General features: G+C 56.0%; 23 protein-coding genes and 1 tRNA gene. 16 read left to right on the top strand and 8 right to left on the bottom strand.

Features of this window, described 5'->3' with window-relative positions:
- Nucleotides 1–20: 20 nt before the first annotated feature.
- Together QLG03_RS16105 and QLG03_RS16100 are read right to left on the bottom strand one after the other, a co-directional pair.
- Nucleotides 21–494 (bottom strand): threonine/serine exporter, encoded by a 474-nt coding sequence (locus tag QLG03_RS16105; protein ID WP_004886472.1) that lies wholly within the window; start codon nt 492–494, stop codon nt 21–23.
- On the bottom strand, nt 485–1261 hold the full coding sequence (locus QLG03_RS16100) for a threonine/serine exporter ThrE family protein (protein ID WP_004886474.1): 777 nt from the start codon (nt 1259–1261) through the stop codon (nt 485–487). Before QLG03_RS16100 ends, QLG03_RS16105 begins: the two co-directional genes overlap by 10 nt.
- A gap of 280 nt (nt 1262–1541) precedes the next feature.
- Here QLG03_RS16100 and pobA point away from each other — a divergent pair, with 280 nt between their 5' ends.
- The 4 genes from pobA to bglJ all read left to right on the top strand — a co-directional run bounded on the left by pobA (nt 1542) and on the right by bglJ (nt 5245).
- The gene (gene pobA / locus QLG03_RS16095; RefSeq protein ID WP_255989582.1) at nt 1542–2726 is read left to right on the top strand and encodes a 4-hydroxybenzoate 3-monooxygenase; all 1185 of its coding nucleotides are present in this window, start codon (nt 1542–1544) and stop codon (nt 2724–2726) included.
- A 16-nt stretch (nt 2727–2742) separates the two neighbouring features.
- Nucleotides 2743–3624, top strand: a complete 882-nt coding sequence (locus tag QLG03_RS16090) for a helix-turn-helix domain-containing protein (protein WP_023291878.1) — start codon at nt 2743–2745, stop codon at nt 3622–3624.
- Between the two features lie 263 nt (nt 3625–3887).
- Entirely contained in the window at nt 3888–4610 is a 723-nt protein-coding gene (locus QLG03_RS16085; protein ID WP_044525327.1) for a LuxR C-terminal-related transcriptional regulator, read from the top strand.
- Nucleotides 4571–5245: a DNA-binding transcriptional activator BglJ gene (gene bglJ, locus QLG03_RS16080; protein ID WP_032454790.1), complete on the top strand. Its 675-nt coding sequence runs from the start codon at nt 4571–4573 to the stop codon at nt 5243–5245. Before QLG03_RS16085 ends, bglJ begins: the two co-directional genes overlap by 40 nt.
- Before the next feature lie 5 nt (nt 5246–5250).
- On the opposite strand, the gene QLG03_RS16075 is transcribed toward bglJ, so the two are convergent.
- A complete protein-coding gene (locus tag QLG03_RS16075; protein WP_049013385.1) occupies nt 5251–5709 on the bottom strand; it encodes a YbaK/EbsC family protein in 459 nt (152 codons plus the stop codon).
- A 333-nt stretch (nt 5710–6042) separates the two neighbouring features.
- Here QLG03_RS16075 and QLG03_RS16070 point away from each other — a divergent pair, with 333 nt between their 5' ends.
- The gene (locus QLG03_RS16070) at nt 6043–7386 is read left to right on the top strand and encodes a PTS cellobiose transporter subunit IIC (protein WP_002887650.1); all 1344 of its coding nucleotides are present in this window, start codon (nt 6043–6045) and stop codon (nt 7384–7386) included.
- A gap of 50 nt (nt 7387–7436) precedes the next feature.
- Here the strand turns inward: QLG03_RS16070 and fhuF are convergent, their stop codons facing one another.
- From fhuF to QLG03_RS16055, 3 genes are all read right to left on the bottom strand, one after another.
- Entirely contained in the window at nt 7437–8225 is a 789-nt protein-coding gene (gene fhuF, locus QLG03_RS16065; protein WP_023291882.1) for a siderophore-iron reductase FhuF, read from the bottom strand.
- A gap of 106 nt (nt 8226–8331) precedes the next feature.
- Complete coding sequence (locus QLG03_RS16060; RefSeq protein ID WP_023291883.1) at nt 8332–9378, bottom strand: GGDEF domain-containing protein; 1047 nt, start codon at nt 9376–9378, stop codon at nt 8332–8334.
- Between the two features lie 23 nt (nt 9379–9401).
- Nucleotides 9402–9572 (bottom strand): hypothetical protein, encoded by a 171-nt coding sequence (locus tag QLG03_RS16055; protein WP_072096669.1) that lies wholly within the window; start codon nt 9570–9572, stop codon nt 9402–9404.
- A gap of 70 nt (nt 9573–9642) precedes the next feature.
- Here QLG03_RS16055 and QLG03_RS16050 point away from each other — a divergent pair, with 70 nt between their 5' ends.
- A complete protein-coding gene (locus QLG03_RS16050; RefSeq protein ID WP_023291884.1) occupies nt 9643–9882 on the top strand; it encodes a DUF1435 domain-containing protein in 240 nt (79 codons plus the stop codon).
- A 21-nt stretch (nt 9883–9903) separates the two neighbouring features.
- Here the strand turns inward: QLG03_RS16050 and QLG03_RS16045 are convergent.
- Nucleotides 9904–9990 (bottom strand) — tRNA-Leu (locus tag QLG03_RS16045).
- Nucleotides 9991–10161: 171 nt separating this feature from the next.
- Complete coding sequence (rsmC, locus tag QLG03_RS16040; protein ID WP_255989576.1) at nt 10162–11190, bottom strand: 16S rRNA (guanine(1207)-N(2))-methyltransferase RsmC; 1029 nt, start codon at nt 11188–11190, stop codon at nt 10162–10164.
- Between the two features lie 102 nt (nt 11191–11292).
- On the opposite strand from rsmC, the gene QLG03_RS16035 reads away from it, so the two are divergent.
- The 10 genes from QLG03_RS16035 to deoC all read left to right on the top strand — a co-directional run bounded on the left by QLG03_RS16035 (nt 11293) and on the right by deoC (nt 20244).
- On the top strand, nt 11293–11706 hold the full coding sequence (locus QLG03_RS16035) for a DNA polymerase III subunit psi (RefSeq protein WP_004886506.1): 414 nt from the start codon (nt 11293–11295) through the stop codon (nt 11704–11706).
- A complete protein-coding gene (gene rimI / locus QLG03_RS16030) occupies nt 11675–12121 on the top strand; it encodes a ribosomal protein S18-alanine N-acetyltransferase (RefSeq protein ID WP_044525302.1) in 447 nt (148 codons plus the stop codon). The genes QLG03_RS16035 and rimI overlap by 32 nt, the downstream gene beginning before the upstream one ends.
- A gap of 14 nt (nt 12122–12135) precedes the next feature.
- Nucleotides 12136–12813, top strand: a complete 678-nt coding sequence (gene yjjG / locus QLG03_RS16025) for a pyrimidine 5'-nucleotidase (protein ID WP_023291888.1) — start codon at nt 12136–12138, stop codon at nt 12811–12813.
- A 90-nt stretch (nt 12814–12903) separates the two neighbouring features.
- Nucleotides 12904–14493, top strand: coding sequence for a peptide chain release factor 3 (gene prfC, locus QLG03_RS16020; RefSeq protein ID WP_255989572.1), 1590 nt, complete (start codon nt 12904–12906; stop codon nt 14491–14493).
- 219 nt (nt 14494–14712) lie between these two features.
- Nucleotides 14713–15333: a molecular chaperone OsmY gene (osmY, locus tag QLG03_RS16015; RefSeq protein WP_032454796.1), complete on the top strand. Its 621-nt coding sequence runs from the start codon at nt 14713–14715 to the stop codon at nt 15331–15333.
- A gap of 129 nt (nt 15334–15462) precedes the next feature.
- A complete protein-coding gene (locus QLG03_RS16010) occupies nt 15463–15624 on the top strand; it encodes a DUF1328 family protein (RefSeq protein WP_002887716.1) in 162 nt (53 codons plus the stop codon).
- Between the two features lie 153 nt (nt 15625–15777).
- Entirely contained in the window at nt 15778–16851 is a 1074-nt protein-coding gene (locus QLG03_RS16005; RefSeq protein WP_023291890.1) for a patatin family protein, read from the top strand.
- Nucleotides 16848–17642, top strand: a complete 795-nt coding sequence (locus tag QLG03_RS16000; RefSeq protein ID WP_032452382.1) for a metal-dependent hydrolase — start codon at nt 16848–16850, stop codon at nt 17640–17642. Before QLG03_RS16005 ends, QLG03_RS16000 begins: the two co-directional genes overlap by 4 nt.
- Before the next feature lie 129 nt (nt 17643–17771).
- Complete coding sequence (locus tag QLG03_RS15995; RefSeq protein ID WP_032452383.1) at nt 17772–19049, top strand: NupC/NupG family nucleoside CNT transporter; 1278 nt, start codon at nt 17772–17774, stop codon at nt 19047–19049.
- A 415-nt stretch (nt 19050–19464) separates the two neighbouring features.
- Nucleotides 19465–20244, top strand: a complete 780-nt coding sequence (gene deoC / locus QLG03_RS15990) for a deoxyribose-phosphate aldolase (RefSeq protein ID WP_032452384.1) — start codon at nt 19465–19467, stop codon at nt 20242–20244.
- Nucleotides 20245–20291: the final 47 nt, after the last annotated feature.

Genomic DNA, 20291 nt, shown 5'->3' with positions numbered 1-20291 from the left:
GCTCTGCCGCGACGCCGGGGTTAGACGCGAGGGCGCTTACGATACAGCCACAGACCGGGTATCGACAGGCCAATGGAGAGGGCGCCCACGATCGAAGAGGCCTTTAAAAAATTGCTCAGCAGCAAAATCATCATCTCTTCAGAATAGCCAAAATGGCTGATTTTTACCGCGGAGATCATCGCGGTGTAAGCGGAAATACCGGGAAACATCGGGATCACGGCGGCGACGGTAAAAATCTTCGGATGCGCCAGATACCAGCGCGACCACTGGATGCCGATGCAGCCCACCAGCAGGGCGGCGAGAAACGTGGCCCATTCAATGTTAAAACCAGCGCTCATCATGACCATGCGCGAACCATGGCCGATGGCTCCCAGCAGCGCGCACCAGCGCAGGGCGCGCTGCGGGACATTAAAGACCATCGCAAACCCGACGGCAGGGATCGCCGCCAGCAGCATGTCTTCCGCCAGTGCGAAAATAAACGAAATTATGCCCATCCCCGCAGCCCCCATACGGTCATTGCCATCACTACGCCAATGCAGGTGGCAAGGGTTAACAGGCTGGCGATCGCCCAGCGGGCGAGGCCAGTATTTATATGCCCTTTAAACATATCGGCGACGGCATTGATCAGCGGAAAGCCCGGGACCAGCAGCAGGACGCTGGCGGCCATGGCAATGGTCGGGGTGCTGGCAAAGGTCGGGAGGCGCAGCAGTAGCCCGGAGATCGTGGTGGCCACAAAGGCGGTGATGCAGAAGTTGATCTGCGGATGCATAGAACGGTGGGTCAGCACCTGGCGAATGTACATGGCCACCGTGCTGGCGCAGAAGCTGACCAGCGCTCCATCCCAGCCGCCGTTATTCAGTTTACAGAAACAAGCGCAGGAGAGGCCCACCATGATCACCAGCAACCAGCGGGGATAACGCAGGGGCCTAATCTGCGCGAAGCGCTTCTCGACGTCGCGATAGTCCAGCAGCTTATGCTCGGCGAGGATCACGATATGCTGCACTTCCGTCACCACATGCATATTAATGCCGCGGTCGACATTCTTACGCGTTGAGGTAAGACATTCGCCATCCTTAATGGTGGTCAGGACGATAGCGTTGGAGGAGATGGCGCTTTCGACGCTGTCCATCCCCAGCGCCAGCCCGAGACGCGTTGAAAGCTCTTCCACCAGCGCGCTTTCGGCGCCGTGCTGTAACAAAAAAAGACCACACTGGATGCATAATCGTGTGATTGCCCGCTGCTGTGCCCGATCAACCTGCATATTTCCTCTGCTGTCCGCGACGCCTGGTATCTGCCGATACTTTAACCTGAAGCGCCGGGGCGGCTGAGGGGGGTGGGATCAAATAATGTGCAAAAATCTCCCGTCCGCCGGGGTGGCGGAATTTGAAGCGTCCCACACTTTTGCCAGTTTGGTGAAAAGTGCAATTTTTGTCGCCATTCATCCCTTCTTTTTCCCGTCTGACTTATCAAAAATGCAGGAAAGCACTTTTATTAAACAAAAATTATACAAATAATTAACCCTGCAAAAGTGAGACAATCCTATGAAAACACAGGTCGCGATTATTGGCGCTGGCCCTTCCGGGCTGCTGCTGGGGCAGCTACTGCACAACGCCGGGATCCACACGGTCATTCTTGAGCGTCAAACGCCGCAGTATGTGCTGGGGCGTATCCGTGCGGGAATTCTGGAAAGCGGTACCGTCGATCTGCTCCGTGAAGCGGGCGTGGCGCAGCGGATGGATATCGAAGGCCTGGTGCATCATGGGGTGGAGTTTCTCTTTGACGGCCAGCGGGTGCCCGTCTCACTGAGCGAGCTGACCGACGGCAAGAGCGTGATGGTTTACGGCCAGACTGAAGTGACCCGCGATCTGATGGCTGCCCGGGCCGCCAGCGACGCGCCGATCGTGTACGGCGTCAGCGAAGTGACTATCCATGACGCAAAAAGCGACCGGCCGACGATCACCTATCTTAGCGAAGGTGAATTCTGCCGCCTGGAGTGTGACTTTATCGCCGGTTGCGACGGGTTCCATGGCGTGTCGCGGCAAAGTATTCCCGCTGACATCCTCAAGACTTACGAGAGCGTCTGGCCGTTCGGTTGGTTAGGCCTGCTGGCGGATACGCCGCCGGTCAATCCGGAGCTGATCTATGCGCATCATCAGCGGGGATTCGTTTTATGTAGTCAGCGCTCACTTACTCGCAGCCGCTACTATCTGCAGGTTCCGCTGAGCGATAAGGTGGAGGACTGGTCGGACGAACGCTTCTGGCAGGAGTTGAAATGCCGATTGCCGGAGGATCTGTCATCAAAGTTAGTGACTGGTCACTCACTTGAGAAAAGCATCGCTCCCTTGCGCAGCTTCGTCGTGGAGCCAATGCAATATGGGCGATTGTTCCTGGTGGGGGATGCCGCGCATATCGTACCGCCGACCGGCGCTAAAGGGTTGAACCTGGCGACATCGGACGTGAACTATCTGTGGCGGATCCTGCGTGAATACTACCATCACGGCCGGAGCGATCTGCTGGCGACCTATTCGCGACTGGCGCTGGATCGGGTCTGGAAAGGGGAACGCTTTAGCTGGTTCATGACCCGCCTGCTGCACGATTTTCCGCAGCAGAGCGAGTTCGACGCCAAAATGCAGGAGGCCGATCGCCGCTACTATCTGGGTTCGCGCGCCGGGCTGACCACTATCGCGGAAAACTACGTGGGCCTGCCCATGGAGCGTGTCGTCTGACTGAACAGGAGTCACTATGCCGCCCGTCCAAACTGTTCCGGTATTTAAGCTGTATGGCGAGGAGCGCGGCTGGCCGACGCCGGACCTGCTGCACTGCGAGTCGATTTTGCAGCGCAGCAGCCTGTATCAGTGGCATATTCGCGTCCACCAGCATGCCGAAATGGTCCAGCTCCTCTATCTGCACAAAGGTCGGGCGGAGATCGAAATTGAAGGCACCACCTCGGTGATGACGGAGTCCTGCATCCAGGTGGTGCCCGCCCTCTGCATTCATGGCTTTCATTTCTCACCCGGAACGCACGGATTTGTGCTCTCCCTGGCGCTGCCGCTGCTGAGCCGTTTTGAAAATCAGTTCGGCCGACCGCTGGATGTGCTTAGCGTTGCGCAGTGTCTGCCGGTTGGGCGTTCCCGGGGGCGTATGCATACGCTGTTTTCAGCGCTTCGCGAGGAGTACAGTGCCGATCATGATGCCCGGGAAATGATGCTTTACTCACTGCTGGGGACGCTGCTGGCCTGGCTGAACCGGCAGTGCCGCCCCGCACCGCCCGCGGAAGATAAAGCGGAGCGAAAGCGCAGTATGATGCGTCATTTTTCCCGGCTTATTGAGAGCCACTACCGGCAGCACCTCCCGCTGGCGGAGTATGCGAAGTTGATTGGGCTGTCGGTCACGCATTTAAACTATTTATGTCGCGAGTTCTATGGCTGTAGCGCCCTTGGGGTATTGCATCAGCGACTGATGCTTGAGGCGCGGCGTAATCTGCAATACACCCGCATGACGATAACGCAACTCTCTGATTATTTGGGCTTTAGCGACGCCGCCTATTTTTCTCGCTTTTTCCGCCGCTATAGCGGTATGTCGCCTAAAGCATTTAGAGAGGCAATTAAAGAGAATGCTTCATAATGTTCATGCCTGAAATTATTTTTGCTAAATAATGGTTTTATCTTTTCTAATTTATTAGCGCAGGGCGTCTGTGCTAATATTCATCGCAAGTATACACAGGAATAATATTTACTTGATATGACCACGGTTCGGTCATGCAGTATATCGTGTACGCGGGCCATGAATATGCTTTTAATATTCATCCAGTAAATGGTATGGCGATCGAGTCACTCGCCGATCGTTTGCGGGCAAGCGAAGAAACTTCGACAGGAAGCGGAGGTGTTATGTTACCAGGACAAGGTAAGTTTGGCGTCGTTATTAGTAAAATCCCCGTCATGCAGTCAGGGTTAAAGGTGATCTTCAATGAGAACCTCCCGGATTACGAACTCAGTTTTTGTCGCACTCATGATGAGCTCACCCTTTTACAACTGCGGCGAGCGGTGCTGGTCGTTGCGGATATCTCCGGCGAGATTGCGCAGCCCCGGGCCGTTTGCGAGCGTTATTACTCCCTCATGACCCAGTATCGAGATATTCACTGGGTTTTTATGGTCAGCGACAGCCTCTATCCATTAGCCGTTGAGCTTTTAATTCGTCCCGAAAGCTCGCTGATCTCCGAGAACGAGCCGGTTGACCGGCTGATTGAGGTGATTTGCGCCGGTAGCCGTGCGGCTGAGCAGATTAGCCGTACGTTGTTTACCGGGGATGTGGACAGCGATTTCGCTAGCTACCACTCAGCGGCGATGCTGACCCTGTCAGAGCGGAAAGTTCTGCGCCTTCTGGCGAAGGGATGGGGAATTAACCAGATCGCCGCGCTGTTGAAAAAGAGTAATAAGACGATTAGCGCGCAGAAAAATAGCGCAATGCGTCGTTTATCGCTACGCAGCAACGCTGAAATGTATGCCTGGATCAACAGTGCGCAGGGAATGCAAGAGCTGAATATCAATTCAGCTTACGGGGAACAAATGGAATGGAAAAAAATAGCACAACCCGTCATGTCGCCATCGTAGAAAAATGTGTGATGACGGAAATGGCCTGGCGCTATACCTTTAGCCGTGAAGAGAGCAGCCAATACCGCATTCATTTTTTTAAAAATATCAATTTGCTCAGGGCGGTGGAAACGTCGTTCCCATGGTCAGCAATCATCTTTTCACTTTCGGGGAGTCGTTCGTCCAGAGCCGAGAGCCTGCTTTTTCTTCACGAAATGGCGAGGATCCGACCGGAAGTACAAACGATTATTCTGGCTAATAATGAAAGCGAAATGCGTCTGATCGGCCATTTAATGCCGGCCTGCCTGCAGGGTATATTAAATAAATCCGCGCCGCGACGCGGATTGCAGGAGCATTTGTTACAGCTGCTGGATAATCATTCCCTCGCCGGCAAAGAGCACTTTTGCGGCAGAGAGGCATGCAACGATCCGCTAAGCCCGACGGAGCACGCGATTCTTCGGTATATGTCGTGGGGATATTCGCTTGCGGAAATTGCGGTGCAGCTGAACCGGAACATTAAAACCATCCGCGCGCATAAATTCAACGCCATGACCAAGCTCGGGGTTCGCTCTGACATTGGTTTATTAAACGCGGCGGATATCTTGCTGCATTTACCGATAAGCGGCCCGACCAGCGCCGTTAAACAGGTGGCATAACGCGGCTATATGCATACGTCTACCCATGTTGCATCGGTGAGCTGCGCCATTCGTTCTGGTTCAATGCGAACGGCGCTGTGAATAGCTCCCGCTGCGGGTAGCACCTCCTGATAGTGCCTGAGCGAGACGTCACAGAAGACGGCCAGCGGATTTTCCAGACCAAACGGGCACACGCCGCCAACCGGATGGCCGGTCCAGGTTACCACCTCGTCGCTGCTCAACATACGCGCTTTTGCGCCAAAGGTCTCTTTCAGCTTTTTATTATCCAGCCGCGCATCGCCCCTGGCGACGATCAGTACAATCTTATCTTTGATCTTGAGCGACAGCGTTTTGGCTATTTGTCCCGGCTCAACGTTGTGCGCGGCAGCGGCAAGCGCCACAGTGGCGGTACTCTGGTTTAACTCAATAACTTCGATATCGGGGGCGTGTTCGGCAAAAAACTGCCGTACAGACTGCAGACTCATTGGATTCTCCTGATTTAAGGCTGGTTAAATCTGTCACAAGCCTGGCGGAGTGTAAATATCAGCGCGGACAATCCAGATTCTTTCTATTTTGTCGATCTCCTTCACATTCACCGTAACCGGTTACAGTAACCGGTTGCGGTTATCTGCATTGAGATGAATACTGGAACAGTCACTTCTCCTTTTATTTATAACAAAAGAGCCGTGTATGAATCGTTGTGTTATGGGCAGTATAGCCGGTAATCCACCCGCGGCGTGCTGCATCAATAAGCGGTCATCGTAACGGCAGGGTAATCGTTGTTGGGCCAGTATCAATAGCCTGTCAGGAGGGCTACTATGTCTGCTAACCATGCTGCGTTTAATTTGATATTTCGCTTTGTAGAAAATTACATAAGCCCCATAGCAGGGCGGATCTCATCGCAGCGTCACGTCATGGCTATCCGTGACGGTTTTATCTCCGCGATGCCGTTTATGATCGTCGGATCGTTCCTGCTGGTGTTTGCTTATCCTCCTTTCTCCCCGGATACCACCTGGGGTTTTGCCCGCGCCTGGCTGGATCTGGCAAAAGAGTTTGAGGGGCGCATTCTGACCCCCTTTGATATGACGATGGGGATCATGTCGATCTACATCTGCGCGGCAATCTCTTATAACCTCGGTAAGCACTACGAGAAATCCAATCAGCTCGATCCCTTTATGTGCGCGATGCTGTCGATCATGGCCTTTTTACTGATTGCCGCGCCGAAGACGAATGGCACGCTGCCGGTGGATAGCCTCGGCGGAACAGGGATCTTTACCGCCATTCTGGTGGCGATCTACTGTGTGGAGATGATGCGTTTTCTCAAGGCGCATAATATCGGTATCCGTCTACCGGATCAGGTCCCACCGATGATCAAAAATTCCTTTGATCTGTTGATCCCGGTGCTGGTGGTTGTGCTGACGCTCTATCCGCTGAGCCTGTTTATTCAGCACCATTTTGACATGCTGATCCCGCAGGCCATTATGGCAATTTTCAAACCGCTGGTTTCGGCAGCCGATTCCCTGCCGGCGATCCTGCTGGCGGTCCTCATCGGCCACCTGCTGTGGTTTGCCGGGATTCACGGTGCGGCGATCGTTTCCGGGATGCTGCAGATGTTCTGGCTGACCAACCTTGGTATGAACCAGCAGGCGCTGGCCCAGGGCGCGCCTCTGCCGCATATTTTTATGGAGGCGTTCTGGACCTTCTTTATCGTGGTCGGAGGTTCCGGTGCCACCATGGGGCTGGTGTTCTGCTATCTGCGCAGCCGCTCAGCGCATTTGCGCTCCATTGGGCGTTTAAGCGTGGTGCCAAGCCTGTTTAACATTAACGAGCCGGTCATCTTTGGGACGCCTATCGTCATGAACCCGGTGTTCTTTATTCCGTTCCTGCTGGCGCCGATGGTGAATGCAGTGTTGGCCTGGGCGGCAATGAAGCTGGATCTGATTGGCCGCGTCATCTCCGTGGTACCGTGGACGGCGCCGGCGCCGATTGGCGGTGCCTGGGCGCTGGGCTGGGATTTCCGGGCGGCGATTCTGGTCATCGTTCTGGCCTGCGTGTCGGCGATTATCTACTTCCCGTTCTTTAAGGTGTATGAGAAGCAGCTGCTTGCTCAGGAAGCGGAAGAGGCTGAACGGGCGGAGCAGGAGAGTCAGCAGACCGCATAAATAGTGACCGGGCGGCCACAGGCCGCCCGTTGCTTATTGTAGACAGGGCGTTATTTTAACGTGCAGTCGCCGCACTGTTGGACGTCCGGCAGGCGATAGCGCTGGCAGCAGGTGCGTCGGACTAACTGTCCTTCACGCAGCACAACCGTTCGCCATAGTGGGTTATCCTGACCATCGGCGAGTTGTTTTTCGAAGAAACAGTGCTGGCGCAGGGCGGCAAGCTGCTCATCCCCCAACAGCGCGCGCATTTCCCCAAGATACCAGTTAATCAGATAGCCAGTATTGCTCCAGATAAGTTTGCCATTGATCTCGCCCGTGGCTTCCAGCGCCTCAATAACCGGCTGCAGGGTGCGCGTCACCAGGGCATCCATTCGCGACAGCGGTGACAGTCTTTCAATACCGGCATCGCTATGGACATCAATCCAGAAACAGGCCGCCCTGCCGCTTTCGTGAAATTCGACGTGGAAATGTTCCGGCGCCAGGCTGAGACCCTGTGGTTCATTGAGCAACGCCAGCATCAGCGGCGGCACCAGCAGACCGATATACCATTGCGCCCAGAGCGAGAGCAGAGGTTTTGCTTCCCGTGTCAGCGTTGGCTGATGACGATAGATATGATCGGAATAAGTGGCCAGCAGGGAGCGTAAGGCGGTGGGTCGCGACCACTCGGCAAGCGTCAAAGCGTGCCCTGGAGCGGATTCATCCAGGCGCAGGAAATCGAGCAGATGGGGGCGAAGGGTGGCGATTTTTTCCCGAATACTCTCCGCCAGGGCGCGCTCAGCCGTCGGCAAAGGGGCCCGCCAGATAAGTTCATCGCTGAGAGGAAGGGAACGCCAGGCCATTCGATTTCCAGATACAAATCTAAATGATAATGATTCCTGATATTAGTTGTTTGCAGGCGGCATGGCAAGAATTTTGTCGGCGCCACGATGCCGCGGCGCGCGCAGGTTAACTGGCCAGAATAATGTTACGGCCTTTATTCTTAGCGTCATAGAGTGCGCCGTCGGCGCGCGCCAGCGCTTGCTCAATATTGTCATCAATGAGCGGCGTCAGGCCAATACTGATGGTCACGTTGGTGGCGACGCTCTCATTAAACATATGCGGGATTTTCAGGTCATAGACCCGCTGCCGAATACGTTCGGCAGCCTGCCAGGCCGTTTCTTCGCTGCTGTTGGTCAGCAGCACCATAAACTCCTCTCCGCCAAAGCGGGCGACAATATCGCGCGAGCGTACGGCGTTGCGAATAGCAGCAGAGACGCGAATGAGCGCCTGGTCGCCCATCATATGACCATAGTGATCGTTATAGGCTTTGAAATGATCGATATCGAGGAGCAGCACGAAGTGGTTGTCGCCGTCCAGCGCCAGCAGGGTATCGAGGCGATTCTGCAGTCCGCGGCGGTTATACAAACCGGTCAGAGGATCCAGCATACTGAGATCGTTGAGGGTGTTGCGTTCCTGCATGAGTTTATCCATTAATCCTTGTGTGAAGGCATCGCTGCGCTTCTGGATAATATTTTGCAGGGTAATACCGGCAATAGGCAGCATAAAACAGTAAGTCATGCGCAACCATTGTTCCCCCTCCGCCATTATCAGGCAGGCAAGGAAAGTCGGTAAAGAGTGGAGGGTAAAGGCAGTGATATTATTGGAAAAAGCGATGGTGCCGATAAACAGAATGCTTAATAGGGCGATCACCAGAAAGTTAAAATGCGGCGGTGTCAATAGCATCGCCTTTGTCACTACGTGCCATGCCCATAGCATGCCAAATAACAACGAGATAGCGGGAATATTTATTTTCGATTGCGGCCATTTCCAGTGCCAGAGCAGCAGCAACCCGCTGCAGGCCACGATCAGGGCGCAAGGCAGCGTAAAACGAACTACCGTAAATAGGGGGGTGACCAGCGACAGAGAGGATGAAATGAAATTAAGCAGTAAAAAAAGCCGTAAGGAATATTGATATTTTTGTGCGTAGTGTGCTCGCCAGGTTTGTGCAGTCATATCGGAAGAATCATTATTAGTCGTTAAATTTCAAAATGATGAAAGCCAAAAATGAAGAGTCTGATAACAATGTGCAAAAAAAGGTTATTTGCAAAATAAGAAAAATATTTAATATATATCGATAATCCGCTTAATTTATCACCTTCATGAATGTATGTCATTACCGCGAACGTAAAGAATAAGGCGCAGAGCACATCGCAAATGACAAATGATAAAAGTTATCATATGATATTGGTTATCATTATCGTTGTGAGAGGTGAAACCATGCTGCAGCGAGCATTAGGAAGCGGTTGGGGAGTCATCGTTCCCGGCGCGCTGATTGTCGCTCTCGGGTATGCCGGGGTGTCGGCTGACGTATGGCGGACGCTGGTCGCGGTGGGCATGCTGATGTCCGCGGCGATGATATGGCATCGTCAACTGCGCCATTTTATTCTGCTGCCATCGTGCGTTGCACTGGTTGGTGGAATAATGCTGATGCTTGTGGATATCAAACTGAGGGGATAACGCCGGGAGAGGGAAGAATATTGGTGCGAGGGGGGGGACTTGAACCCCCACGTCCGTAAGGACACTAACACCTGAAGCTAGCGCGTCTACCAATTCCGCCACCTTCGCATACCATCGACACTATGAAAGTATCGTTACCACGGAGGCGCATTCTAGTGGTTTTCGGCGACACGTCAATAGTTAATTATGCAGGTTGTATCGATTGCTGCAAAAATGGGCGGATTTGCCCGCAGGAAGCGCCAGCGGTACCAGAAACGGGCCGCCGGCGTGAGAAGGCGACTATTTTTTCGCCTGACGGGTCATGATGGTGCGATAGACCTTAAAACGTCCGGTCTGGGCGATCACCTCATGGAAGCCGAACGTCTCATCCAGCACCTGCGGATACGGCAGGAAGGCGTTGGCGACAATGCGCAGCTCGCCGCCGCTGTTCAGATGGCGAACCGCGCCGCGGATCAGCGCCTGGGCGGCTTCGAGGCTGGTCTGCAGCCCGTCATGGAATGGCGGGTTGGAGATGATCATGTCGAAGCGACCATTGACCTCGGAGAAGACGTTGCTGGCAAACACATCGCCAGCCAGGCCGTTGGCGGCAAGCGTCGCGCGGCTGGCTTCTACCGCAGGGGCGCTGACGTCGCACAGGGTCAGGCGCACTTTCGGCGAATGGCTGGCCAGCGCGGCGGCCAGCACGCCTGCGCCGCAGCCGACGTCCAGCACTTTCCCTTTGGTATGCGGCTCGAGGGTGGAGAGCAGCAGCTGGCTGCCGACGTCCAGCCCGTCGCGGCTAAAGACGCCTGGCAGGGTTTTAATCGTCAGATTATCCAGTGTGTATTCGCCCCAGAAGGCATCGGCGTCGAAGGCGGGCTGCTTTTCCAGTCGGCCATGATAGAGGCCACAGCGGCGGGCGCTATCCACTTTGTTTAATGGCGCGTATTCAGCCAGCATCTGCTCCGCGCTGCGGACGCCGCTGCGGTTTTCACCGACGACGAAAATGTCGCTTCCCACCGGCAGCAGAGAGAGCAGGTTCATCAGCTGGAACTGTGCTTCTGGTTTATTCTTTGGCCAGTAGTAGATCAGGGTGTCGCATTCGGCGACGTCAGCGGCCTCAGCCACTAAGCTAAAACTGACGGTGTCTCCCATCTGGCGGTTGAGAGCCTGCCAGTGGTGGAACTGTTGGGTATGGGCGCGGCTGGCCGCGGTATCCAGACGCGCAGGCAGGTCATCCTGCAGGTCACCGGCAAACAGAACGCGGGCGGACTCGAAATCATCACTGTGGCGCAGCAAGACTTCACTTGCCGGGGTAAAAGCGGACATGAAACACTCCTTCATTAAGACTGGCGCCGATTATAGTAGTTTGTTGGCGCAGATACGACGGATTTGCTATATTGCGCGCTTGTTTAACAGGAGTGTTTCGCTATGACATCCCGACGAGACTGGCAACTACAGCAGCTGGGCATTACCCAGTGGTCGCTGCGCCGACCGGGGGCGTTGCAGGGCGAAATCGCTATCTCGCTTCCTGAACATATTCGTCTGGTGATGGTGGCGGAAACCCCGCCGTCGCTGACAGAGCCGCTGATTGGCGACGTATTGCGCGCGCTGGCCGTGACGCCAGATCAGGTCCTGCAGCTGACCCCGGAGCGGGTGGCGATGCTGCCGCAGGACAGCCGCTGCAACAGCTGGCGGTTGGGCACAGAGGCGTCGCTGCCGCTGGCGGGCGCCCAGGTGTCCACCCCCGCTTTTGATGAACTCCAGACCAGCGCGCCGGCTCGCAGGGCGCTCTGGCAACAAATCTGCGCACATGAACACGATTTCTATCCTCAGCACGGCTGATTTAACCCGAGCCTGGCAAATCGAAACCCGCGCCCACGCTTTCCCGTGGAGCGAACAGACCCTGGCCAGTAACCAGGGGGAACGCTATCGTAACTATCAGCTGTCGGTGGATGGCGAAATGGCGGCGTTCGCCATTACGCAAGTGGTGCTGGATGAGGCGACGTTGTTCAATATCGCGGTCGATCCCGCTTACCAGCGCCGTGGCCTGGGGCGAGCGCTGCTGGAACACGTCATTGACGAAGTCGAAAGGCTCGGCGTCGTCACGCTATGGCTGGAGGTGCGCGCCTCCAACGTTGCCGCTATCGCGCTGTATGAAAGCTTAGGCTTCAATGAGGCGACGATTCGCCGCAACTACTACCCGACGGCCGACGGGCGCGAAGACGCCATTATTATGGCTCTGCCAATCAGTATGTAAGACAAGGTGATACGATGAAATGGGACTGGATTTTCTTTGATGCCGATGAAACGCTGTTTACGTTTGATTCTTTCAGCGGCTTGCAGCGGATGTTTCTCGACTACAGCGTGACCTTTACCGCCGAAGATTTTCAGGACTATCAGGCCGTGAATAAGCCGCTATGGGTGGATTACCAGAACGGCGCCATCACCTCGCTGCAGCTGCAGCACCAGCGCTTTGACAGCTGGGCGGAACGTTTGAATGTGCCGCCGGGGGAACTCAACGACGCGTTTATGAATGCGATGGCGGAAATCTGTGCGCCGCTGCCGGGCGCGGTCTCTCTGCTCAACGCGCTGCAGGGCAAGGTCAAGATGGGCATCATTACCAACGGCTTTACCTCGCTGCAGCAGACTCGTCTGGAGCGGACCGGTTTACGCGATCACTTTGATTTGCTGATTATTTCTGAGGAAGTGGGCGTCGCCAAACCGGACGCGCGCATTTTCGATTACGCGCTGGCGCAGGCGGGTAACCCACCGCGCTCGCGGGTGCTGATGGTCGGCGATACCGCCGAGTCGGATATTCGCGGCGGCGTGAATGCCGGACTGGCGACCTGCTGGCTCAATGCGCATCAGCGCGAGCTGCCGGCGGACCTCGAGCCGGACTGGACGGTGACCTCGTTAAGCGAACTGGAGCAGCTCCTGTGTAAACACTGATTGCCTCCCCCCCGTTGATGGGTAAAATAGCCGCAATTTTTCGTATTCCACATGCGTGGCTCATGGCCGCGTTTACTTAGAAGATTAATTATGACGTTGTCTCTTTATCTGCAAGAGGTGGCCAAACGCCGCACTTTTGCCATTATTTCTCACCCGGATGCCGGTAAGACCACCATCACCGAAAAGGTGCTGCTGTTCGGACAGGCGATTCAGACCGCCGGTACCGTAAAAGGTCGTGGCTCCAGCCAGCACGCGAAATCCGACTGGATGGAAATGGAAAAGCAGCGTGGTATCTCGATCACCACCTCGGTGATGCAGTTCCCCTATCATGACTGTCTGGTGAACCTGCTGGATACCCCGGGGCACGAAGACTTCTCGGAAGATACCTACCGTACCCTGACGGCGGTGGACTGCTGCCTGATGGTGATTGACGCGGCAAAAGGCGTCGAAGATCGGACCCGTAAGCTGATGGAAGTCACCCGTCTGCGCGATACGCCGATCCTCACCTTTATGAACAAACTCGACCGTGATATCCGCGATCCGATGGAGCTGCTGGATGAAGTGGAGAACGAGCTGAAAATCGGCTGCGCGCCGATTACCTGGCCTATCGGCTGCGGTAAGCTGTTCAAGGGCGTCTATCATCTCTACAAAGATGAAACCTACCTGTATCAGACCGGTAAAGGCCATACCATCCAGGAAGTGCGCATCGTGAAGGGGCTCAATAACCCGGATCTCGACGCGGCGGTGGGGGAAGATCTGGCGCAGCAGCTGCGCGACGAGCTGGAGCTGGTGCAGGGCGCGTCGAACGAGTTCGATAAAGATCTGTTCCTGGCCGGGGAAATCACCCCGGTGTTCTTCGGGACCGCGTTAGGTAACTTCGGCGTTGACCATATGCTGGATGGCCTGGTGGAGTGGGCGCCGGCGCCGATGCCGCGTAACACCGACACCCGTGAAGTCACCGCGACGGAAGAGAAGTTCACCGGCTTCGTGTTTAAAATTCAGGCCAATATGGACCCGAAACACCGCGACCGCGTGGCTTTCATGCGCGTGGTGTCAGGTAAATATGAGAAAGGCATGAAGTTGCGTCAGGTGCGCATCGGTAAAGACGTGGTGATCTCCGACGCGCTGACCTTTATGGCCGGCGACCGTTCGCACGTTGAAGAAGCCTATCCTGGGGATATCATCGGCCTGCATAACCACGGCACCATTCAGATTGGCGATACCTTCACCCAGGGCGAGATGATGAAGTTCACCGGTATTCCGAACTTCGCACCGGAACTGTTCCGTCGTATTCGCCTGAAGGATCCGCTGAAGCAGAAACAGCTGCTGAAAGGGCTGGTTCAGCTCTCTGAAGAGGGCGCGGTGCAGGTCTTCCGTCCGATCGCCAATAACGATCTGATCGTCGGCGCCGTGGGTGTGCTGCAGTTTGACGTCGTCGTGGCGCGCCTGAAAAGCGAATACAACGTGGAAGCGATTTACGAATCGGTCAACGTGGCCACCGCGCGCTGGGTTGAATCCACTGACGTGAAGAAATTCGAAGAGTTCAAACGTAAAAACGAAGTTCAGCTGGCGCTGGATGGCGGCGATAACCTGACCTACATCGCCCCGACGATGGTCAACCTGAACCTGACGCAGGAGCGTTATCCTGACGTGGTGTTCCGCAAAACGCGCGAGCACTAATCCCTGACGAAGCGCGGCGCAGGCCGCGCTTTTTTCTTCTTCCGCCCGCGCTTCCCTCCTTCTGGAAAGTTCTTAAAACGCCGCTAATTCGTCTGTTTTTTATCCATATCCTCCGCAACCCCTTCGCCTGTCTACTATATTTAATTCGTGTTTTTAAAAATGCTGGCGTAATTCACTGCGATAAGACGCCAGCGCTGGTGAAAAAACGAGGACATCACGATGACCAGACTAAAGAATGCCAATATGTTGCTGGCGCTCTTCTTAGGCTTAGCCGCGTTGAACGCCTCGGCAGAGACGGAAAAAACAACGGTAGACAGTGCGAAGTCAGCTGCCAGCAATGCGGGAGAGGCGGTAGACAATTCGATTAATAAAGTCGGCGATTTTATGGACGACAGCACTATTACCGCACGGGTAAAGGCGGCGCTGATCGACCATAAAGATATTAACTCCGGCGATATTTCGGTGAAAACGGAAAACAAAGTGGTCACCCTCAGCGGCGACGTCACCAGTGCTGAACAGAAAAGTCAGGCGCTGAGCGTGGCAAAAGCGGTCGAAGGCGTCTCTCAGGTCAACGACAAGCTGACGGTGAAGCACAAATCGTCGAGTGAGACGGCGACGCTGAAAGGCTATGCCGGGGACACCGCTATTACCAGCGAAGTGAAGGCTAAGCTGCTGGCGGATGACATTGTCCCTTCGCGCAATGTGAAAGTCGAAACTAACGCCGGCGCAGTGCATCTGACCGGTACGGTGGCTTCCGCGGCGCAGGCTGAACGCGCCGCAGAGATTGCGAAAGCGGTTTCCGGTGTGAAAAGCGTCCGCAACGATCTTAGCGTGAAGTAAATCGAGTTATTAACAAAAGTGTTGTCTGGCCAAGGTTGCCGAACGAATAGCAGCACCCACTGAGCGATGAGCTTTCCAGAAAGGGTGCGCAAACCGCTGTTCACCGTCCATTATGGTAAGGAGAAAAGTATGTTTCGATGGGGAATTATTTTTCTGGTCATTGCATTAATTGCTGCGGCCCTGGGCTTTGGTGGTCTGGCGGGTACTGCCGCTGGCGCCGCGAAAATCGTCTTTGTCGTCGGGATTATCCTGTTCCTGGTGAGCCTGTTTACAGGACGCAGACGTCCGTAGAGGGACAACAATCCGGGCGATGCTGAAGCCTGAGCGTTTTTACTGACACGTCGTCTTACACAAAGCCAGTCCTGCGGACTGGCTTTCGCGGTTTAAGCGATGGGCAAATTGCGTTACCTTGTCAGGAGAAGACTAATCGAACAGGAAAGCAGGGTGGGGCAACGCATTCCCGTTACGCTGGGCAATATCGCCCCGCTGGCGGTTAAACCCTTCCGACCAGGCAAGCTGGCGCTGGTGTGTGAAGGCGGGGGACAGCGAGGGATTTTCACCGCCGGGGTTCTGGACGAATTCATGCGCGCCGGATTTAACCCCTTTGACCTCATGCTGGGGACCTCCGCGGGGGCGCAAAATCTCTCCGCTTACATGTGTAATCAGCAAGGCTATGCCCGCAAAGTCATCACACGCTACACCACCTCACGCCAGTTTTTCGATCCGATGCGCTTTGTGCGCGGCGGCAACCTTATCGATCTCGACTGGCTGGTGGAGGCCACCTCGCAGCAGATGCCGCTGGCCATGAACTATGCCGAAACGCAGTTCGCGCTGGGCAAAGAGCTGTGGATGTGCGCCTGTCGCGGCGACGATTACTCCGCCAGCTATTTTTCACCGACGCCGCAAACCTGGCTGGATCTGATCCGCGCCTCCAGCGCCATCCCCGGTTTTTACCGCAGCGGCGTGTTGCTTGACGGCGTTAGCTACCTTGACGGCGGCGTCAGCGATGCGATCCCGGTACAGGAGGCGGCCCGCCGCGGCGCTCAGACTATCGTGGTGATCCGCACTGTCCCTTCGCAGATGTTTTACACCCCGGAGTGGTTTAAGCGGATGGAGCGCTGGCTGGGGGAGAGCAGCCTGCAGCCGCTGGTCAATCTGGTGCATCATCACGAAACCACCTATCGCGCCATCCAGCAGTTCATCGAAAAACCGCCCGGCAAACTGCGGATCTTCGAAATCTATCCCCAGCGGCCGCTGCGCAGCATGGCGCTTGGCAGCCGACTGCCGGCGCTGCTGGAGGACTACAAAACCGGACGCCAGTGCGGCCGTTATTTCCTGGCCACCGTGGGTAAACTGCTGGCCGACCGGCCGCCGCTGTTGCGCCACGCGCCGCGTATCGCCCGGCCTGCGCCGGTGGTGGTGCCGCCGGTGCCGGTGGCCAATGAAGCGCCGCAGGCGACCATCATCGCTGCGCCGCAGGCCAATGACGCAAGCTTTAATCATGAGGATCTGGCGTGACGCACCGTTTTATCGATACCCACTGCCACTTCGATTTTCCCCCCTTCGCGGAAGATGAGGTCGCCAGCCTGGCGCGTGCGGCGCAGGCCGGCGTCGGGCGAATTATCGTTCCGGCCATCTCCGCTGAGCGTTTTAGCCGCGTGCTGGCGCTGGCGGCGCAGCACGAGGCGCTGTATGCCGCGCTGGGCCTGCATCCGATTGTCATCGAGCAGCACACCGATGAGGGGCTGGCGCAACTGGAGGCGTCGCTGGCGCAGCGCCCGCCAAAACTGGTGGCGGTGGGGGAGATTGGTCTCGATCTCTATCGCGACGAGCCGCAGTTCGATCGTCAGCAGGCGCTGCTGGAAGCGCAGCTGCGTCTGGCGAAGCGTTACGATCTGCCGGTGATCCTCCACTCCCGACGCACCCACGATAAGCTGGCGATGCTGCTGAAAAAACATGCCCTGCCGCGTACCGGGGTGGTACATGGCTTCGCCGGCAGCCTGCAGCAGGCCGAGCGTTTCGTGCAGCTTGGCTATAAGATCGGCGTTGGCGGCACCATTACCTATCCCCGCGCCAGCAAAACCCGCGAGGTGATGGCGCGTCTGCCGCTTTCAGCCCTGCTGCTGGAGACCGATGCCCCGGATATGCCGCTCAATGGCTTCCAGGGACAGCCCAATCGCCCGGAGCAAGCTGCGCGGGTATTTGACGCCCTGTGCGAACTCCGGTCGGAGCCGCCGGCAGCCATAGCCGAAGGGATAATGCGCAACACGCTCGCCTTATTTTCCCTGCCCTCCGCCACTGTATGGTGATCGAATTCTCATAATTGTTCATCCATATCATTGATTTGCGTAAAATGTGTGAAGCCTGGCAGGCAGGATAGTTTCATGCCGATATAATCACGCCGTTAGTGCTGGACTATCAAAACACAGGGAATCTGTATGCAAATCCTCATGGGACTTATCGGCATGGTGGCGCTGTTGGCCATTGCTGTGCTGCTCTCCAATAATCGAAAAGCCATTAACCTGCGTACTGTGCTCGGCGCCTGGATAATCCAGGTGGGTATCGGCGCGTTGATATTGTATGTACCGGCCGGGCGCTCGGCGCTGTTAGCGATGTCGAACGGCGTCGCCCGCGTAATTGCCTATGGCAATGAAGGGATCGGTTTCATCTTCGGCGGGCTGGTCTCCGATAAAATGTTCGAGGTGTTTGGCGGCGGCGGCTTTGTCTTTGCCCTGCGCGTGCTGCCGGTGATCGTCTTCTTCTCGTCGCTGATTGCCGTGCTTTACTACCTGGGCATTATGCAGCTGGTCATTCGCATTCTCGGCGGCGCGCTGCGGGCGGTACTGAAGACTTCGCGCACCGAATCGCTGTCGGCCACGGCGAACATCTTCGTTGGTCAGACCGAAGCGCCGCTGGTGGTGCGTCCTTATATCGCCACTATGACCCGCTCGGAGCTGTTTGCGGTCATGTGCGGCGGCCTGGCCTCGGTGGCAGGTTCCGTGCTGGCGGGCTATGCGCAGATGGGCGTTCCGCTGGAGTACCTGATTGCCGCGTCGTTTATGGCGGCGCCGGGTGGACTGCTGTTTGCCAAAATTATCGTACCGGAAACGGAAAAGCCGGACGATAACCCGGCTCATGACCGCCAGAGCGCTGACGCGGATAAACCGGCCAACGTGCTGGACGCCGCCGCCTCCGGCGCCGCGTCTGGTATGCAGCTGGCGCTCAATGTCGGCGCGATGCTGCTGGCGTTTATCGCGCTGATCGCCCTGCTGAACGGCATTCTGTCCGGCGTCGGCGGCTGGTTTAACCATCCGGAGCTGTCGCTGCAGATGATCCTCGGCTGGGTCTTCTCACCGCTGGCGTGGGTGATCGGCGTGCCGTGGCACGAAGCGACGGTCGCGGGATCGTTTATCGGCCAGAAGCTGATCATTAACGAGTTCGTGGCCTATATGAACTTTGGCGAGTATCTGAAGGCGGACGCCGAGGTGGCGGCGGCCGGGCTGCAGGTTATTTCAGATCACACTAAAGCCATTATCTCTTTCGCGCTGTGCGGATTCGCTAACCTGTCATCGATCGCCATCCTGATTGGCGGCCTCGGGGGGATGGCGCCCAACCGGCGTCAGGATATCGCCCAGCTTGGGCTGCGTGCGGTGGCGGCGGGGACGCTATCTAACCTGATGAGCGCCACCATCGCCGGGGTTTTCCTCGCCCTCTAAGCCAGTTCCCTCAACCAGCGGCCGCCGCGTCGCTGGTTTTATTGAATTTGTGAAAATCCCATCATTTCTGGCTTTTGGAAAAATAGCTTATATTTCAAAACATAATAATTTCATCACCGGCTGTGTGGGCAAAATGTGCGCCACGGTGTCGAGAGTCTCTGTCATTATGTGTTAGAATTATCACATCCTCATTGGGTGCGGAGTTTCGATTATGCTTAAGAGGGGCGTGAGGATAATTGCCGCGGTATGCGCTGATATTTTGTGATTAAAGTCACATTACAGTAATGCAAATTAGTAAGTAGTTTTCATTAACTGTGATGAATGTCGAAGTGTAGCGGCGAGTGAATGTTACAATAGTAACAGACTCGCAAGGTGAACAAACTATTGAACCGGCACTGCGCCGGCGGAGTATGAAATGACTGATTTAAAAGCAAGCAGCCTGCGCGCGTTAAAACTGATGGACCTGACCACCCTGAACGACGACGACACCAATGAGAAGGTGATTGCCCTGTGTCATCAGGCGAAAACCCCGGTGGGTAACACCGCGGCGGTCTGCATCTATCCGCGCTTCATCCCGATTGCCCGTAAAACGCTGAACGAGCAGGGAACGCCGGAGATCCGCATCGCTACGGTCACCAACTTCCCGCACGGTAATGACGATATCGACATTGCGCTGGCGGAAACCCGCGCGGCGATCGCTTACGGCGCCGATGAAGTGGACGTGGTGTTCCCGTACCGCGCGCTGATTGCCGGTAACGAACAGGTCGGCTTCGAGCTGGTGAAAGCCTGTAAAGAGGCCTGCGCGGCGGCCAACGTGCTGCTGAAAGTGATCATCGAAACCGGTGAGCTGAAAGAAGAAGCGCTGATCCGTAAAGCGTCTGAAATCTCTATCAAAGCCGGGGCCGATTTCATCAAAACCTCGACCGGTAAAGTGCCGGTGAATGCTACGCCGGAAAGCGCGCGCATCATGATGGAAGTCATCCGCGATATGGGCGTTGAGAAAACCGTTGGCTTCAAACCGGCGGGCGGCGTGCGCAGCGCGGAAGATGCGCAGCAGTTCCTGGCGATCGCCGATGAGCTGTTTGGCGCCGACTGGGCCGATGCCCGTCACTACCGCTTTGGTGCCTCCAGCCTGCTGGCCAGCCTGTTGAAAGCCCTGGGTCACGGCGACGGCAAGAGCGCCAGCAGCTACTGATTGTCAGACATTGCCGGATGACGCTTCGCTTATCCGGCCTACAGGAT

This window comes from Klebsiella sp. V115_8, from assembly GCF_029967715.1.
Taxonomy (GTDB): domain Bacteria; phylum Pseudomonadota; class Gammaproteobacteria; order Enterobacterales; family Enterobacteriaceae; genus Klebsiella; species Klebsiella quasipneumoniae.
Note: the sequence above shows the minus strand (reverse complement) of the source record. Positions and strands in the feature narration are given on the sequence as shown.

Bases quoted from the DNA above. Each gene is read 5' to 3' on its own strand.
- osmY (WP_032454796.1), top strand. From the start codon at position 14,713: ATGACCAGACTAAAGAATGCCAATATGTTGCTGGCGCTCTTCTTAGGC.
- yjjG (WP_023291888.1), top strand. From the start codon at position 12,136: ATGAAATGGGACTGGATTTTCTTTGATGCCGATGAAACGCTGTTTACG.
- QLG03_RS16035 (WP_004886506.1), top strand. From the start codon at position 11,293: ATGACATCCCGACGAGACTGGCAACTACAGCAGCTGGGCATTACCCAG.
- prfC (WP_255989572.1), top strand. From the start codon at position 12,904: ATGACGTTGTCTCTTTATCTGCAAGAGGTGGCCAAACGCCGCACTTTT.
- bglJ (WP_032454790.1), top strand. From the start codon at position 4,571: ATGGAAAAAAATAGCACAACCCGTCATGTCGCCATCGTAGAAAAATGT.
- QLG03_RS16100 (WP_004886474.1), bottom strand. From the start codon at position 1,261: ATGCAGGTTGATCGGGCACAGCAGCGGGCAATCACACGATTATGCATC.
- deoC (WP_032452384.1), top strand. From the start codon at position 19,465: ATGACTGATTTAAAAGCAAGCAGCCTGCGCGCGTTAAAACTGATGGAC.
- QLG03_RS16070 (WP_002887650.1), top strand. From the start codon at position 6,043: ATGTCTGCTAACCATGCTGCGTTTAATTTGATATTTCGCTTTGTAGAA.
- rsmC (WP_255989576.1), bottom strand. From the start codon at position 11,190: ATGTCCGCTTTTACCCCGGCAAGTGAAGTCTTGCTGCGCCACAGTGAT.
- QLG03_RS16075 (WP_049013385.1), bottom strand. From the start codon at position 5,709: ATGAGTCTGCAGTCTGTACGGCAGTTTTTTGCCGAACACGCCCCCGAT.
- QLG03_RS16105 (WP_004886472.1), bottom strand. From the start codon at position 494: ATGGGCATAATTTCGTTTATTTTCGCACTGGCGGAAGACATGCTGCTG.
- rimI (WP_044525302.1), top strand. From the start codon at position 11,675: ATGAACACGATTTCTATCCTCAGCACGGCTGATTTAACCCGAGCCTGG.
- QLG03_RS16090 (WP_023291878.1), top strand. From the start codon at position 2,743: ATGCCGCCCGTCCAAACTGTTCCGGTATTTAAGCTGTATGGCGAGGAG.
- QLG03_RS16010 (WP_002887716.1), top strand. From the start codon at position 15,463: ATGTTTCGATGGGGAATTATTTTTCTGGTCATTGCATTAATTGCTGCG.
- QLG03_RS15995 (WP_032452383.1), top strand. From the start codon at position 17,772: ATGCAAATCCTCATGGGACTTATCGGCATGGTGGCGCTGTTGGCCATT.
- QLG03_RS16060 (WP_023291883.1), bottom strand. From the start codon at position 9,378: ATGACTGCACAAACCTGGCGAGCACACTACGCACAAAAATATCAATAT.
- QLG03_RS16085 (WP_044525327.1), top strand. From the start codon at position 3,888: ATGTTACCAGGACAAGGTAAGTTTGGCGTCGTTATTAGTAAAATCCCC.
- QLG03_RS16050 (WP_023291884.1), top strand. From the start codon at position 9,643: ATGCTGCAGCGAGCATTAGGAAGCGGTTGGGGAGTCATCGTTCCCGGC.
- fhuF (WP_023291882.1), bottom strand. From the start codon at position 8,225: ATGGCCTGGCGTTCCCTTCCTCTCAGCGATGAACTTATCTGGCGGGCC.
- pobA (WP_255989582.1), top strand. From the start codon at position 1,542: ATGAAAACACAGGTCGCGATTATTGGCGCTGGCCCTTCCGGGCTGCTG.